Here is a 14,243-nt window from a genome sequence, read left to right as displayed (position 1 = left end):
GATCTTGACCGCTGTCCCGCCTGTTTGTACCGATCGGTACAGGACCGGGAGAGCCGCGGTCCAGCCGTGCCGGAGCCTTGCCGATGTCCGAGACCCTTGCTGCCGAATCGCGTCCTCCACTGCCGCCCTTCACGCGGGACACGGCGATCGTGAAAGTCCGCGCCGCCGAGAACGGCTGGAATGGCTGCAACCCGGAAAAGGTCGCCCTGGCCTACACCGCCGACAGCCGGTGGCGGAACCGCACCGAGTTCTTCAGCAGCCGACCGGCGATCGTGGATTTCCTGCGCCGCAAATGGGAGCGCGAGCACGAGTACCGCCTGATCAAGGAGATCTGGGCCTTCACCGAGGACCGGATCGCCGTCCGCTTCGCCTACGAGTTCCACGACGCGGCGGGACAGTGGTTCCGCGCCTACGGCAACGAGAACTGGGCCTTCGACGCCAACGGCCTGATGCGCGAGCGCCATGCCAGCATCAACGACCTCGCGATTCGCGACACCGAGCGCCAATTCCACTGGGACCGCGCCGCCCCGCGTCCCGAGGACCATCCCGGGTTGAGCGATCTCGGCCTGTAAGAGACCGGTACCGGTGTCGATGTCGGGGGTCGTATCGGGGGCATCGTCGCGGGCGCGTGCACGGGAGGCCGCGATCCCGGTGCTGGCGGAGGTGTTTCGCGAGCACGGCTACGAAGGGGCCAGCCTGGCCTTGCTCGGCGCCCGCACCGGACTCGGCAAGGGCAGCCTCTATCACGCCTTTCCGGGCGGTAAGGCCGAGATGGCGGAGGCTGTCCTGGACGCCATCGAGGCCTGGTTCGAGACGCGTCTCTACGCTCCCCTGCGCGACGAGTCCGATCCCGAGGCGGCGATCCGGCGCATGCTGTCCGAGACCGAGGCGTATTTCCGCTCCGGGGGCCGCGCCTGCCTCGTCGGCGCCTTCGCGCTGACCGAGGGCCGCGACCGCTTCGGCGACCACATCCGGCGCTACTTTGCCGTCTGGTGCGATTCGCTGGCGGCGGCCCTGCGGCGCAGCGGGTTTACCGACGCGGCGGCGAAAGGCTTGGCCGAGGAGACCGTCGCGGCCATCCAGGGCGGTCTGGTCCTCGCCCGCGCCCTCGACGACCCGGGGGCATTCGGTCGGACGCTGGAGCGCCTGCGGCCGCGGTTGATCCCAGGGGACAGGGACAGGACAGGGGCTGAGGGCAGGGCGGTCGGGTTAGGCGTCTTGCCTGACGGATAGGCGTCTTGGCTGACGGGAAGGCGTCTTGGCCGAAGGCCGGAGCGCATCTCCCTCCCCCGCAGAGGGGGAGGGACGAGCCGGCGCCCCCTACGAACGCCGTCGAGCATCCGGGGTCAGCTGCCCGGAGTCAGCTTCAGGATCTTGCCGTCCGGGCCGTCGGTGACGGCGTAGACCGCACCGTCGGTGCCGACGCGGACATCGCGGATGCGGTCCTCCAGGGGAATGCGCTCCTCGCTGACGACCTTGTCGCCGTCGAGCTTCACCGCCACGAGGCCCTGGCTGACGAGGCCGCCGATCAGGAAGGCGTCTTTCCAGGCCGGGAAGGCGTCACCGCTGTAGAGCGCCATGCCCGAGGGGCCGATCACCGGGTCCCAGTAATAGACCGGCTGGGCGGTGCCGCCCGCCTGGGTCTTGCCCTCGCCGATCTTCTCGCCGCTGTACTCGAGGCCGTAGGTGACTTCGGGCCAACCATAATTGACGCCGGGACGCGGGCGATTCAGCTCGTCGCCGCCGCGCGGCCCGTGCTCCACGGTCCAGAGCCGCCCCTGCGGATCGAGGGCCGCGGCCTGCACGTTGCGGTGGCCGTAGGACCAGATCTCGGGCTTGGCCTTCTCGCCGCCCGTGAAGGGATTGTCCTTTGCGGCATTGCCATCGGTGTCGATGCGGAAGACCTTGCCGAGACCGCTGGTGAGGTCCTGGGCCTGGACGCGGGTGACCTTGTCGGAGCGCTCGCCCACGGTGACGAAGAGCTTGCCGTCCGGGGCAAAGACGAGCCGCGAGCCGAAATGCTTGTCGCCGTCATAGCTCGGCATCTGCCGGAAAATGACCTTGACCTCGTCGAGGCGGGCAGCGCCCTTGTCCTCGACCAGTTTGGCCCGCAGCACGCTGGTGCCGTTGCCCTTGTCGCGCGGCTCGGCGTAGCTGAGATAGATCAGACGGTCGGCGACGAAGCTCGGGCTCAAGGCCACGTCGAGCAGGCCGCCCTGTCCGCGGGCATCGACCTTCGGCACGCCGGGAATCGACGGCCCGGCGGTTCCGTCCTTGGCGACGATGCGCAGCTTGCCGGCTTTCTCGGTCACCAGCATGCGTCCGTCCGGCAGGAACTCCATCGCCCAAGGGCTGTCGAGGCCCTTGGCGACGACCTCTGTCTTCACCTTCGTGGCGACCTCGGGCTTTGGGGCGCGGGTCTGGTTGGGCAGCAGCGGCTTGTAGGGCGCATTCGGCGCCTCGGTCTCGGCGGGGCTGTTGCCGGTGGCGGAACTGGTGGGCGCCGCGAAGGCGTCGCCGCCGATCCGGGGCTGCCGGGGCTCGGCGCCCGCCGGCTCCTGCGCGTGGACGGCCGCGCCGAGGCTGAGAAGGGCTGCGGTGGCGAGCAGGCTGTGCGGGATGCGCTTCACGTCGGATGGTCCTCCATGCCGGCACGTTGGCCGGCTCCGGGTCGAGCCCCCTCGGGCAGCGGCCGGGCCGCCGCCGTCGGGATGCCTGGGACATGGGGCGACGGACACGCTTTGGCGAGGGTCGCGGCCCCTCGGGCCACCGTCGGGGGGTGCGGAACAGGTCCGGCCGGCCTCATCGGGCTCGACATCTGAAGGGTCCCGACGAAGAGACCAGGTGGACAATCTGCAGAGTCCAGGGGAGGGCGGCCCTGCATCGGCCACGGGACGCCTTGACCGTTCCCCGCCGCATCGCCAACTCTGGCCTTCGACGATCCGTCTCGCGGCTCGATGTCGCGACGCGAGGACGGCGGATGAGACGTTTCGCGAAGAGCGGAACCGGAAAGGAAGTTTCCCATGGCGACGGTGAAAGTGACCGACGCGAGCTTCGAGCAGGACGTTCTTCAGTCCGCGGAGCCGGTCGTAGTGGATTTCTGGGCCGAGTGGTGCGGCCCGTGCCGTCAGATCGGTCCGGCGCTCGAGGAGATCTCGGCCGATCTCCAGGGCCGGGTCAAGATCGCCAAGGTCAATGTCGACGAGAACCCGGGCATTGCCGCCCAGTACGGCATCCGCTCGATCCCGACGCTGCTGATCTTCAAGGACGGCCAGCTCGCGAGCCAGAAGGTCGGCGCCGCCCCGAAGGGCGATCTGTCCCGCTGGATTCAAGCGAGCGCCTGAGCGCGGCGTGCGGGGCCGGTCCGGCGCCGCGACCCACGGCCTGAACGGACAAAGCCCGGCCGCGAGGCCGGGCTTTTTTGTGGGGCGTCGGATGACCGAACGCCGATGATGGCCCAAACGAAGAAACCCGGCCTTGCGGCCGGGCTCCGTCGTTTCGAGACCGTAGATATCGGCTTAGTACGAGCCGAACTTGTAGTTCAGGCCAGCGCGGACGACGGCGAACTCGGCGCCGCTGTTGCGGTTGGTGAAGCCGGGCTGACGGTAGAGAACGTTGTTGGTGTCGACGGCGTAGACGCCGGCGTTGCGGTTGTTGTTCTCGAGGTTCACGTACAGGCCTTCGACCTTGAGCGTGACGGCCGACGAACGGAAGAAGTTCAGGAACGAGTCGGTGGGGAGCGCGTACTCGATGCCGCCGCCAGCAGCGTAGCCGGTGCGGAAATCGTCGTTGCCGCGGAAGCCGCCGAAGTTGCGCTCGTTGCTGCCGGCGCCGTAGGCGAAGCCGCCGGTGCCGTAGAACAGGACGCGGTCGAAGGCGTAGCCGAGGCGACCGCGGACGGTGCCGAAGTAGTCGAGGCTGGCGGTGCCGCGCGGATCGACGAAGGTGACGCCGGCGATCGGAGCGAAGCCGGGGGTCAGGACGAAGTTGTTCCGGCTACGGCCGAAGTCGACGTACTGGGCGTCAGCTTCGATACCGACGACCACGCCCGAACCCGGGGTGAACTGGTAGTTGTAGCCGATCTGACCGCCGCCCGTGAAACCCTCGTTGGAGTTGTTCGAGTAGGCGACCTGCGACGGACCGCCGTTGAGCGGAGCGACGAGGTTCGGGAACACGTTGTTGTAGACGTTGGTGCCACGGTCGGAGGCGTCGAAGCCGTAACCCGCGTTGAAACCGGCGTAGAAGCCGGTCCAGGTGAACACCGGCACCGGCACGAACACCGGCGGAGCGGCGCGGCGCGGCAGGTCAGCGGCCGAAGCGGCTGCGGTGAGGGCCGTGAAGGCCGCGAAAGACGTAAGAAGCTTTTTCATTATTCTGATCCCCAGCGAAGTGCCCGATCGAGGGAGAACCTACTTCAGTTTCCACAGCCAAGATGTAGCGCCGCGGTCACACCGCAGAGTTGATGTGAGCGCCGATGGGACTGGAAAAGGTTAGGGAATTCAGGTCGGCGGCGTTCCGTTCGCAGTCAGGACTGCGCCGACGAGGTAGAGCGAACCGCAGATCAGAATGCGTGGCGGTTGCTCGAAGGCGATGTCGGAAAGACTCTCGAGAGCCGCTTCGACACTTGAGGCCACAGCCGCGTTCAGGCCCACATCCGTGGCGATGCTGGCGACCTCTTCCGCCGGCCGGGCCGCCATCTGTCCGGCGATCGGGACCGCCACCAGGGCGCGGGCCAGACCGACGAAGTTGCGCAGGAACCCCTCCGCGTCCTTGGTCCCGAGTAGGCCGACGATCAGCACCAGCGGGACGTCGGAGCGCTCGCCGAGATCCGCCATTGCGGCGGCGAGGATGCGCCCGCCATCGATGTTGTGGCCGCCGTCGAGCCAGAGTTCGGCGCCGAGCGGCACCAGATCGGACAGGCGCCCGCGGTTCAGCCGCTGCAGGCGCCCTGGCCACTCGACGGCGTTGAGCCCGGCCTCGATCGCGGCGGTGCCGATATCGCCGAAGCCGGCGGCCCGCAGGGCCGCGATGGCGGTGCCGGCATTGGTGAACTGGTGCCGCCCGTTCAGGCGCGGCTTGGGCAGGTCGAACAGGTCGGTATCGTCCTGGTAGACGAGACGCCCGCGCTCGGCATGGACCGAGAAATCCTGGTTGCCGACGCGGATCGGGGTGGCCCCCACCGCTTCGGCGAGCTGGCACAGCACCGAATCGGCTTCGGCGTAATCCTGCGCGGCGATGATGGCCGGGCATCCCTTCTTGAAGATGCCGGCCTTCTCGGTGGCGACCGCCTCGACGGTGTCGCCGAGATATTCGGCGTGGTCGCGCCCGATGGGCGTCACCACGGCCGCCGCCGGCCGATCGATCACGTTGGTGGCATCGACCCGGCCGCCGAGCCCGACTTCCAGCAACAGCACGTCGGCCGGATGCTCGGAGAACAGCAACAGGGCAGCCGCGGTGGTGATCTCGAACACGGTAATCGGCTCACCCTCGTTGGCGGCCTCGCAGCGGGCCAGGGCGTCGGCCAGCTGATCCTCGGGGACGAAGTGTCCGCCCCCGATGGCGCCGATGCGGATGCGCTCGTGAAAGCGCACCAGATGCGGAGAGGTGTAGACATGGGCCGCCAACCCGGCGGCCTCGAGGATCGCCCGCATGAAGGCGATGGTCGAACCCTTCCCGTTGGTGCCGGCCACGTGGATCACCGGCGGCAGCTTGCGCTCCGGGTGGTCGAGACGGGCCAGCAGCCGCTCGATCCGCCCGAGCGACAGGTCGATCGTGCGCGGGTGGAGGGCGAGGAAGCGCGCCATCAGCGCGTCGGAGGAATCCATGATCGAACGTCGTGTGGCGGAGGGGAGGGGATCGCGGAGAAGGAATCGTGGCGACGGACTCGCGGCGTGTGCCGCTTCAGGCGGGTTCCGCAACCGGGGCGGCCGCCCGGACCGGCGGCGACCCGGGCTCCTGGTTGGTCAGGAGGCCGCACAGGGTCGCGATCGTGTCCTTCAGGGCGTGGCGGTGGACGACCTGATCGACCATGCCGTGGTCGCGCAGGTATTCCGCCCGCTGGAAACCGTCGGGCAGCTTTTCGCGGATGGTCTGCTCGATGACGCGCGGGCCGGCAAAGCAGATCAGCGCGCCGGGCTCGGCCAGATGGACGTCGCCCAGCATCGCGTAGGAGGCGGTGACGCCGCCGGTGGTCGGGTTGGTGAGCACCACGATGTAGGGCAGCCTGGCCGCGTTGAGCCGGCGCACCGCCACGGTGGTGCGGGGCATCTGCATCAGCGAGAGGATGCCTTCCTGCATGCGGGCGCCGCCCGAGGCGGAGAACAGGACGTAGGGGGTGCGCTTGTCCAGGGCGGTCTCCGCGCCGCGCACGAAGGCTTCGCCGGCCGCCATGCCGAGGGAGCCGGCCATGAAGGCGAAGTCCTGCACCGCCAGGGTCATCGGCAGGCCCGAGACGCGGCCGAAGCCGACCTTGAAGGCGTCGGTCATGCCGGTCTTGGCCCGGGCATCCTTGAGCCGGTCGATGTAGCGCTTCTCATCGCGGAACTTGAGCGGATCGGCGGCGACCTCCGGCAGGGGCACGTCGATCCAGGTGCCCTCGTCGAACATCATCTTGAGGCGCGCCTGGGCGCTCATCTTCAGGTGATGCTCCGAGCCGGGGATGACCCAGTGATTGCTCTCCACCTCCTTGTGGAAGACCATCTGGCCCGTATCGGGGCACTTGACCCACAGGTTCTCCGGGGTCTCGCGCTTGAACAGGGTCTTGATCTTGGGGCGAACGACCTCCGAGATCCAGTTCATCGGTTCAACCATCATGCGACGGTGTCCTTGTGCGGGCTCGAAGCGAGCGAGCCGGAAGGTCTCGTGAAATTGCGTCAGGCGCGGGGCGCGGAGCGCACGCCCTCGGCCAACTCGCGCACAAGGGCGCTGACGGCCGCGACCGTGCCGCCGTTCGAAGCGCCCTCGGCGTCGAGGGTGGCCCGCATGGCGTCGACCAGGGCGGAGCCGACCACCACCCCGTCGGCCCCACGAGCGATCGCTGTGGCATCGGCTCCGGTCCGAACCCCGAAGCCCACCACGATCGGCAGGTCGGTGTGGCGCCGGATTCGGTCGACCGCCGCGGCCACCCGGTCGAAGTTCGGCGTGGCGGTTCCGGTGATGCCGGTGATCGACACGTAGTAGACGAAGCCCGCGGTGTTCGCGAGGACGGCGGGGAGCCGCTTCTCGTCGGTGGTCGGCGTCGCGAGGCGGATGAAGGCCAGCCCCTTGGCCAGCGCCGGCAGACAGAGTTCGTCATCCTCCTCCGGCGGAAGGTCGACCACGATCAGGCCGTCGATCCCGGCGTCGAGCGCATCGTCGAGGAAGCGCTCGACGCCGTAGGTGTGGATCGGGTTGAAATACCCCATCAGGATCACCGGCGTCTCGGTGTTGCCCTGGCGGAAGCGCCGCACGAGGTCGAGGGTCCGGGCCACGCCCTGGCCGCCCTTCAGGGCACGCAGGCCCGCCGCCTGGATCGCGGGGCCGTCTGCCATCGGGTCGGTGAAGGGCAGGCCGAATTCGACGATGTCGGCTCCGGCGGCCGGCAGGGCTTCGAGCACCTTCAGCGAGGTCTCGGCATCGGGATCGCCCGCCATCACGTAGGTGACGAGAGCCGCGCGGTTCTCGGCGCGGCAGCGCGCGAAGGTCGCGGCGATGCGCGCCTGACCGGGATTCACCGAACTCGTCATCGTCATGACACCCACGTCGAACGGTCCTCGGCGCCGCGGCGGGGGCGGCTCGGGATCAAGCCGCCGCGCCTACACCATCAGGACCGGCCCGTGAAGCGCACCGCCGCACCGCATCGCATTCGATCCCGATCCGCAACGGTTTCTTAACGGCCTTTCGAAAGCCCGCCTTCAAGTTCCTTTGGCATGGTCCCTCGCGGCAGGGGTCGGTCCTGCCGGAGGCCGGTCCCATGACGCTGCAGGATGTCCCGCTGCAGATTTTCGCGATGCCGCCCTGGGTCTGGCAGACCGTGGGCCTTGGTCTCGTATCCGGCGGGTTCGGCTTCGCGGCGGGCTGGTGGGGCCGCGCGCGCCGGGGTGCCCCCGGCCCAACCGTTTCCATCGAACGCCCTGCCTTCGCCCGCGACGGCAGCCGGACCGAGCAGCTCGAGGACCGGGTCTGGCGCCTGTCGGAGAGCGAGGAGCGCTACCGGGCGCTGGTCGAGGCCAGCACCGAGATCATCGTGCAGCGCGACGCGCAGGGGCGGATCACCTTCGCCAATGGCGGCTTCGGGCGCCTCGTCGGTGCCGAGCCGCTGTCGCTGGTCGGTACGACACGGACCGCCGAGGTCCTGGAGACGAACGAGGGCGTGCGAAGCTCGGATGGAATCCGCCGCGTCGAGATGCGGCTGGTCCCCTTCTCCGGCGCGCCGCGCTGGTATTCCTTCATCGAGATGCCGATGCCGGGGGGTTCGGGCGAGCCCCAGTGGCTGCGCGCCGGCACCGATATCACCGAGCGGGTCGAGGCCGCCCGCTCCCTGGACGAGGCGTTGAACCGGGCCGAGGCCGCCAACGTGGCGAAGTCCCGCTTCCTCGCCACCGTCAGCCACGAGTTCCGCACCCCGCTCAACGGCATCCTGGGCATGGCCGATCTCGTCCTCGACACCGGCCTCGACCCGGAACAGCGCACCTATGTCGAGGCCGTCCGGACCTCCGGAAAGGCCCTGCTCAGCCTCATCGACGGCATTCTCGATTTCTCGCGGATCGAGGCGGGCCGCCTCGATCTCGCCGCCGAGCCGTTCGATCCGGGCGAGATCGCCGAGGCCGTGGTGGAGCTGCTGGCGCCGCGCGCCCAGGACAAGGGCATCGAGATCGCCGTCGACATCGCCGACGACATCCCGCGCCTGGTGGTCGGCGACGCCGACCGGGTCCGCCAGATCCTGATCAACCTCGCGGGGAACGCGATCAAGTTCACCAATGCGGGCGGAGTCGGCGTCGAGCTGCGCCGCGAGGCCGGCGACCTCGTCATCGCGATCTCGGATACCGGTCCGGGCATCCCGTCCGAGCGCATCCCGATCCTGTTCGAGGAATTCGAGCAGGGTGACAGCAGCGCCAGCCGCCGTCACGAGGGCACCGGGCTCGGTCTCGCCATCACCCGGCGCCTCGTCAACCGGATGGGCGGGCGCATCGACGCGACCTCGCGCCTCGGCCAGGGCAGCACCTTCTCGGTGACGTTGCCGCTCCCCGTCGCGGCGGCGGATCGCGAACGGCCTCCGAGCCTGTGCGGGCGCCGGGTCCTCATCGTCGCGGCCTCGCCGTTCCAGGCGCCATTCCTGGCCCGGCGGCTCAGCCGCTCGGGTGCGTCCGCCCTCGTGGTGCCGAACCTCGATGCCGGTCTCGATGCGATCGCGGCCGCCGCCTTCGATGCGGTCCTGGCCGATCGCACCCTCGGCGACGCGGCGGTGCGCACGCTGGCGCTCGAGGCCCGACGCTGCGGCGTGCGCTGCAGCCTCGTCCTGCTCTCGCCCTTCGATCGCCGCGAGTTCGGCACCCCCGCCGCCGCCGGCTTCGACAGCTATCTGGTCAAGCCGGTGCGCGCCCGCTCTCTGTTCGATCGCCTGCTGGCGCCCGCCTCGTCGCAGGCCGAGTTCGTCGCGGCGACGCGGCGCGGATCGGAGGAACCCGGCGCCGCGATTCCGGCGCGTCTGCCCGCCACCGCGCTCGAAGCGCCGGCAAATCCCGGCGCATCCGGTCCTGTCGCATCCTCTCCCCCGACCGCCGGACCGCGCGTGCTCCTCGCCGAGGACAACCCGATCAACGCCCTGCTGGCGACCAAGGCCCTCCAGCGCCTGGGCGCGCAGGTGGTGCTGGCCCATGACGGGGAGGAAGCGCTGGCCCGCATCCGCGAGGCGACCCCCGACACCCCCTTCGATCTGGCCCTCTTGGACATCCGGATGCCCGGGATCGACGGCCTGGAGACGGCCCGGCAGATCCGCGCGATCGAGGCCGCCGAGGGGGCGCCCGCCCTGCACCTCGTGGCCCTCACCGCCAATGCGGGCCGGGACGACGAGCGCATCGCACGCGCGGCAGGCTTCGACGGGTTCCTGGCCAAGCCCCTCGACCTGCGCGCCCTGCCGGGCCTGCTGGAGCGCCGCGCGGCGGCTGCCTGACCGCGACGGTTTTCGCTTATCGCTGGCGGATCGACCGTTAAGCGAGGACCGCGCCGCGCGATTACGTCACGGTCGGGAGCGATCCTTTAGCGCTGAGGCACCGGTCTCGCCGGAGCGTTGACACGCCGGGCGGGGCGCGCGAACACCGCGCCATGGCCGATCACCTTTCCCCGGATTCTCGTTCTCCGGATCTTCGTTCTCATGATTCTGCGCCCCCGGATGCAGGGACGCGCAGCCACGACCGCCGGGTCGCCTGGAGCGTCGTCGCGCTCACCGCCGTGACGGTGCTGATCGGCGCCCTCGCGGCCGCGCCGGTCCATCACCCCGCTTCTCACCCCGTCGTGGCCAACCCGAGCCAGGACGCGACCTGCGCCGAATGGGGCGACGGCTGCCGCGTGTGCCAGCGCGCCGAGGACGGGATCGCCTGCTCGCTGCCGGGGATCGCCTGCACCCCGAAGGCGGAGCAGAGCTGCCTGCGCCGCGTCGGCGGCTGACGGGGCTTTCGTCGGCTCTGTTCTCGGCCGGGTACGTCCGATAACCGAGCGGGCCTGGCATCGGCCGCCATGAAGGGATCTTGCCTGATGCGGGAGGCTGCCTCGTGAAGGCCCCGCCGGTCTTCCGCTTCGCCCCGAGCCCGAACGGGCGCCTGCATCTCGGTCACGCCCGCTCGGCCCTCCTGAACGCGGCGCTGGCCGAGAGCGCCGGGGGACGACTCCTCCTGCGGATCGAGGACATCGATCCCGTCCGCTCGCGGCCGGAGCTGATCGCGGCGCTTCGCGACGATCTCGCCTGGCTCGGCCTTCGCTTCTCCCCGCCCGAGCGCCGGCAATCGGCCCATCTCGAAACCTATCGGCGCCAGGTCGACGGGTTCGCCGCCCGGGGCCTCGCCTATCCGTGCTTCTGCTCGCGCGGCACCATCGCGGCCGCAGTCGCGGCGGACACCGCGCGGAGCGGACAACCGGCGCCCCGCGACCCCGATGGAGCGCCGCTCTATCCGGGACTCTGCCGCCACTTGCCGCCCGGGGAGGCCGCGGCGCGGCGGGCGGCCGGCGAACCGCATACCTGGCGCCTCGACATGGCGCGTGCGCTGGCGGCCGCCCCCGGTCCCCACACGATCACCCACGTCGCGGTCGAGACCGTTCCGCGCGAAGGTGCGCCGGCGGGGGAGGGGAGGGGGCCTGGATACCGCATTGGACCGGAGCATCGCGAGACCGCCGATCCCGCCCGCTGGGGCGATCCCGTGATCGCCCGCCGCGACGTGCCGACGAGCTATCACCTCGCCGTGGTGATGGACGATGCCGACCAGGGCATCACTCACGTCGTGCGCGGCGCCGACCTGCGCGCCAGCACCGACCTGCACGTGCTACTCCAGGCGCTGATCGGCGTACCGGCGCCGCGCTATCACCATCACGCTCTGGTGCTGGATTCCTCCGGCGAGAAGCTGGCGAAGTCCCGGCATTCGCCGTCCCTGGCGGACCTGCGCGCCGCTGGAGAGAGCGCAGCCGGAATCCGCCGCAGCCTCGGCTTTTCCTGACGCAACGCCTGCGTTTCGATCTCGCGTGCGAGCCGGCCCGGCGGCGCCGGCCTCAGCGCATCGCGTCGCGCTGCGCCATCGCGGAGGCCGTGCGCGACTTCTGCATGGTGCCCTCGATCTGCTCGCGTTGGCGGGTGAATTCGGCGAGCATACGGCCGTCGAGCTCGCGCCCCCGGGGCACGCGGATCTTCATCGGATCGACGAAGTGGCCGTTGATGATCACCTCGTAATGGAGGTGCGCGCCCGTCGACAGGCCGGTGGACCCGACATAGCCGATGACTTGGCCCTGCCGCACCTTGGCGCCGGGGGTGACGCCGCGGGCGAAGCGGGACATGTGGTTGTAGGTCGTGACGTAGCCGTTGATGTGCTGCAATTCGATGCGGCGGCCGTAGCCCGAATCCCAATCTGCCTTCAGCACGGTTCCGTTGCCGGCCGCCACGATCGGGGTGCCGATCGGGTTCGCCCAGTCGACGCCGGTGTGGAGCTTGGCGTAGCCGAGGACCGGGTGGCGCCGATAGCCGAAGCCCGAACGCATGATGCCATCGGCGATGGGCTTGCGGATGAGGAACTTCTTGAGCGAGCGGCCCTGTTCGTCGAGGTAGTCGATGGTGCCGTCGTCCGGGGACTGGAAGCGGTAGACCTTGCGCGCCTCGCCGGCGAGGTTGAGCGCGGCGTAGAGCAGTTCGGGCCGCTCGAGGGAGCCCTGCGGACCCTCGTCGTCGAAGGTATAGAACACGTCAAGGCTGTCGCCGGACGAGATCCGGCGCTGGAAATCGACGTCGTAGCCGAAGATCTTCACCAGGTCGTCGACCGCGCCCCGTGGGAGGTCGTGCCGGGCGGCCGTCTCGTACAGGCTCTGGAACAGGCGCGGGCCGGTGCCGCCTTCCTCTTCGCCGTCCTCGGTGGCGTCGGCCGCGACCGGCGCCGTCCGTGACGGGGCGTCCTCGGTCGGCGGCGCCACCGAGACGAAACCGCCCCGGTCGTTGATGGCGGCGATGCCCTCGATTCCGGTCTCTCCGTACAACACCACCCGCGTCACCTGGCGCGGGTCGCCGGGCTTCGGCCCGGGCGCGATCTGCACACGGAACTGCTGGCCCTCGGCGAGGTCGGCGGTGCGAGTGCGCCCCCCAAGGGCCGCCACGATGCCGCGGACCTGCTCGTCGGTGGCCCGCGCCGCGCTCTTCAGCACGGCCTCCAGGGTCTCGCCGCGCTTGAGGGCGAGGTCGCGCTCCTCCACCAGGGGCGCCTCGCTGCCGGCCCCGGTCTTGCTCAGGCTGGTGACGTTCTCGGGCACCACGAGGACGTCGATGGACTTGAACGGCGAACTCTCGTCGGAAAGGCGCGCGGCGGCGTCGAAGCTGTTGGCGGCCAGGCCCTGCTGAAGGGTCCGCGACAGCATGATCTGCGGCGCGATCGGGATCGCGGTCCGGCGGCCGGCCTCGGCCGAGAGGCGGCGCTCCTCTTCGATCTGTGCCGCGACCTCGTCGTCGGACAGGGCCGGCGCCCCGGCCTCGACCTCCATCCCCACGAGCTCGCGCTTGATCACCGAGACCTCGGCCCCGGGTGCGTCGCCGAGCCCCGGCTCCGGCGCGCGCTCCAGCGGCTCGTCGGTGCTGAGCTTCATCGGGTCGAAGCGGGGCATTTCTGTCGCGAAGACGCCCGTGGTCATCGACAAGGCGGTCGAGACGCGCAGAAAGGGCCGGACCTTGATGATCTCGCGATCCCCGAGGCGGACCGTCACCGGCGAGCGGAAGCTCTGCTTGGCCGAGGCGATCATCAGGTTGCGTACCAGCCGATCGCTCTTGCGCGCCACGTTGGCGGTGCCGTCGCTCAGAGCCGGCCGGACCGCAGGGGCGGCGCGCTCGGGGATGGCGGCGAACGAGACGTCGCTCTGGAGAGAGACATGGATGGCGGCGCCGATCAAAGCGGCCCCCGTCAGGCCGGTGAGCGCACTGGCGCAGAGCCAGCGCAGGTTGACGTCGCGGCGATCGATCCGTGGTGCGTCGGGGCCGAGAAGGTCGAGGGCCGGGAGGCTGCCGGTCTGCGCGCGGGAGCGGTTGCGCCCGGGACCCGTCTGCTGGCCGGCACCGTCGCGCGCCTCCGCCGAACCGTCCGGGTGCCCGATCTTCAGACGGCCTCGCTGCAACGCCATGGTCCTCGAAACTGGCGGCCCGGATCATCCGGGACGGGATGCGGGCGCGCGACCGATGTCGTGGTCCAGCATGTCGAGATTGAGGCACGTTTGCGGGTGGGCGTCACGGCCCCGGAAGGGGAACCGGCCCGGGGCGCCGCCGATGGTTCCCGAAAAGCTGTTGACAGGCTCTGGGTCTGTGGGTATACCCCTATTCATCGGCGAGCGGCCAAGGCGATTGGCGGCTTGCTTTTGCATCTCCTGACTGTTGATGGGTTGTCGCCTGGTGATCTGGGCGGTATTTCTGTCTGTTGTTGGTGTTCTTTGACAAGTGAATCTGAGAAAGAGAAGCGTGGGCGGCGATTATTGTCCTTGCGGATCCCTGTAGTGGGGATTGTGAGACGATTGCTGACACGTTTCGAGAGCTC

12 protein-coding genes are annotated in these 14,243 nt (G+C 69.8%); 6 read left to right on the top strand and 6 right to left on the bottom strand.

Annotated features, from left to right (window positions below; genetic code table 11):
• Positions 1 to 83: 83 nt before the first annotated feature.
• Both J7U37_RS20205 and J7U37_RS20200 read left to right on the top strand, forming a co-directional pair.
• The gene (locus tag J7U37_RS20205) at positions 84 to 572 is read left to right on the top strand and encodes a nuclear transport factor 2 family protein (protein ID WP_247636873.1); all 489 of its coding nucleotides are present in this window, start codon (positions 84 to 86) and stop codon (positions 570 to 572) included.
• A gap of 19 nt (positions 573 to 591) precedes the next feature.
• Positions 592 to 1,233 (top strand): TetR/AcrR family transcriptional regulator, encoded by a 642-nt coding sequence (locus J7U37_RS20200; protein ID WP_247636872.1) that lies wholly within the window; start codon positions 592 to 594, stop codon positions 1,231 to 1,233.
• A gap of 113 nt (positions 1,234 to 1,346) precedes the next feature.
• Here the strand turns inward: J7U37_RS20200 and J7U37_RS20195 are convergent, their stop codons facing one another.
• On the bottom strand, positions 1,347 to 2,630 hold the full coding sequence (locus J7U37_RS20195) for a PQQ-dependent sugar dehydrogenase (protein ID WP_247636871.1): 1,284 nt from the start codon (positions 2,628 to 2,630) through the stop codon (positions 1,347 to 1,349).
• Positions 2,631 to 3,023: 393 nt separating this feature from the next.
• Here J7U37_RS20195 and trxA point away from each other — a divergent pair, with 393 nt between their 5' ends.
• Positions 3,024 to 3,344 (top strand): thioredoxin, encoded by a 321-nt coding sequence (trxA, locus tag J7U37_RS20190; protein WP_056185158.1) that lies wholly within the window; start codon positions 3,024 to 3,026, stop codon positions 3,342 to 3,344.
• Positions 3,345 to 3,518: 174 nt separating this feature from the next.
• On the opposite strand, the gene J7U37_RS20185 is transcribed toward trxA, so the two are convergent.
• From J7U37_RS20185 to trpA, 4 genes are all read right to left on the bottom strand, one after another.
• A complete protein-coding gene (locus J7U37_RS20185) occupies positions 3,519 to 4,370 on the bottom strand; it encodes a porin family protein (RefSeq protein ID WP_247636870.1) in 852 nt (283 codons plus the stop codon).
• A 129-nt stretch (positions 4,371 to 4,499) separates the two neighbouring features.
• Positions 4,500 to 5,825 (bottom strand): folylpolyglutamate synthase/dihydrofolate synthase family protein, encoded by a 1,326-nt coding sequence (locus J7U37_RS20180; protein WP_056185161.1) that lies wholly within the window; start codon positions 5,823 to 5,825, stop codon positions 4,500 to 4,502.
• A 76-nt stretch (positions 5,826 to 5,901) separates the two neighbouring features.
• The gene (accD, locus tag J7U37_RS20175) at positions 5,902 to 6,810 is read right to left on the bottom strand and encodes an acetyl-CoA carboxylase, carboxyltransferase subunit beta (RefSeq protein WP_056185200.1); all 909 of its coding nucleotides are present in this window, start codon (positions 6,808 to 6,810) and stop codon (positions 5,902 to 5,904) included.
• A gap of 62 nt (positions 6,811 to 6,872) precedes the next feature.
• A complete protein-coding gene (trpA, locus tag J7U37_RS20170) occupies positions 6,873 to 7,730 on the bottom strand; it encodes a tryptophan synthase subunit alpha (RefSeq protein ID WP_247636887.1) in 858 nt (285 codons plus the stop codon).
• 221 nt (positions 7,731 to 7,951) lie between these two features.
• Between trpA and J7U37_RS20165 the strand changes: the two genes are divergently transcribed.
• The 3 genes from J7U37_RS20165 (at position 7,952) to gluQRS (ending at position 11,684) form a co-directional block, all read left to right on the top strand.
• Positions 7,952 to 10,150, top strand: coding sequence for an ATP-binding protein (locus tag J7U37_RS20165; protein WP_082504355.1), 2,199 nt, complete (start codon positions 7,952 to 7,954; stop codon positions 10,148 to 10,150).
• A gap of 152 nt (positions 10,151 to 10,302) precedes the next feature.
• Positions 10,303 to 10,644 carry a hypothetical protein gene (locus J7U37_RS20160; RefSeq protein ID WP_247636869.1) on the top strand — a complete coding sequence of 114 codons (342 nt, stop codon included), beginning with the start codon at positions 10,303 to 10,305 and terminating at the stop codon, positions 10,642 to 10,644.
• 104 nt (positions 10,645 to 10,748) lie between these two features.
• Positions 10,749 to 11,684, top strand: coding sequence for a tRNA glutamyl-Q(34) synthetase GluQRS (gluQRS, locus tag J7U37_RS20155; protein WP_247636868.1), 936 nt, complete (start codon positions 10,749 to 10,751; stop codon positions 11,682 to 11,684).
• Positions 11,685 to 11,736: 52 nt separating this feature from the next.
• On the opposite strand, the gene J7U37_RS20150 is transcribed toward gluQRS, so the two are convergent.
• Positions 11,737 to 13,830, bottom strand: a complete 2,094-nt coding sequence (locus J7U37_RS20150) for a M23 family metallopeptidase (protein ID WP_247636867.1) — start codon at positions 13,828 to 13,830, stop codon at positions 11,737 to 11,739.
• Positions 13,831 to 14,243 lie beyond the last annotated feature (413 nt).

The sequence above is a fragment of the Methylobacterium sp. 37f genome, from assembly GCF_023093475.1.
Classification (GTDB): domain Bacteria; phylum Pseudomonadota; class Alphaproteobacteria; order Rhizobiales; family Beijerinckiaceae; genus Methylobacterium.
This window is presented reverse-complemented; position numbering and strand designations above follow the sequence as displayed.

Bases quoted from the DNA above. Each gene is read 5' to 3' on its own strand.
- accD (WP_056185200.1), bottom strand. From the start codon at position 6,810: ATGGTTGAACCGATGAACTGGATCTCGGAGGTCGTTCGCCCCAAGATC.
- J7U37_RS20200 (WP_247636872.1), top strand. From the start codon at position 592: ATGTCGGGGGTCGTATCGGGGGCATCGTCGCGGGCGCGTGCACGGGAG.
- J7U37_RS20185 (WP_247636870.1), bottom strand. From the start codon at position 4,370: ATGAAAAAGCTTCTTACGTCTTTCGCGGCCTTCACGGCCCTCACCGCA.
- trpA (WP_247636887.1), bottom strand. From the start codon at position 7,730: ATGACGATGACGAGTTCGGTGAATCCCGGTCAGGCGCGCATCGCCGCG.
- J7U37_RS20180 (WP_056185161.1), bottom strand. From the start codon at position 5,825: ATGGATTCCTCCGACGCGCTGATGGCGCGCTTCCTCGCCCTCCACCCG.
- J7U37_RS20205 (WP_247636873.1), top strand. From the start codon at position 84: ATGTCCGAGACCCTTGCTGCCGAATCGCGTCCTCCACTGCCGCCCTTC.
- J7U37_RS20160 (WP_247636869.1), top strand. From the start codon at position 10,303: ATGGCCGATCACCTTTCCCCGGATTCTCGTTCTCCGGATCTTCGTTCT.
- J7U37_RS20165 (WP_082504355.1), top strand. From the start codon at position 7,952: ATGACGCTGCAGGATGTCCCGCTGCAGATTTTCGCGATGCCGCCCTGG.
- trxA (WP_056185158.1), top strand. From the start codon at position 3,024: ATGGCGACGGTGAAAGTGACCGACGCGAGCTTCGAGCAGGACGTTCTT.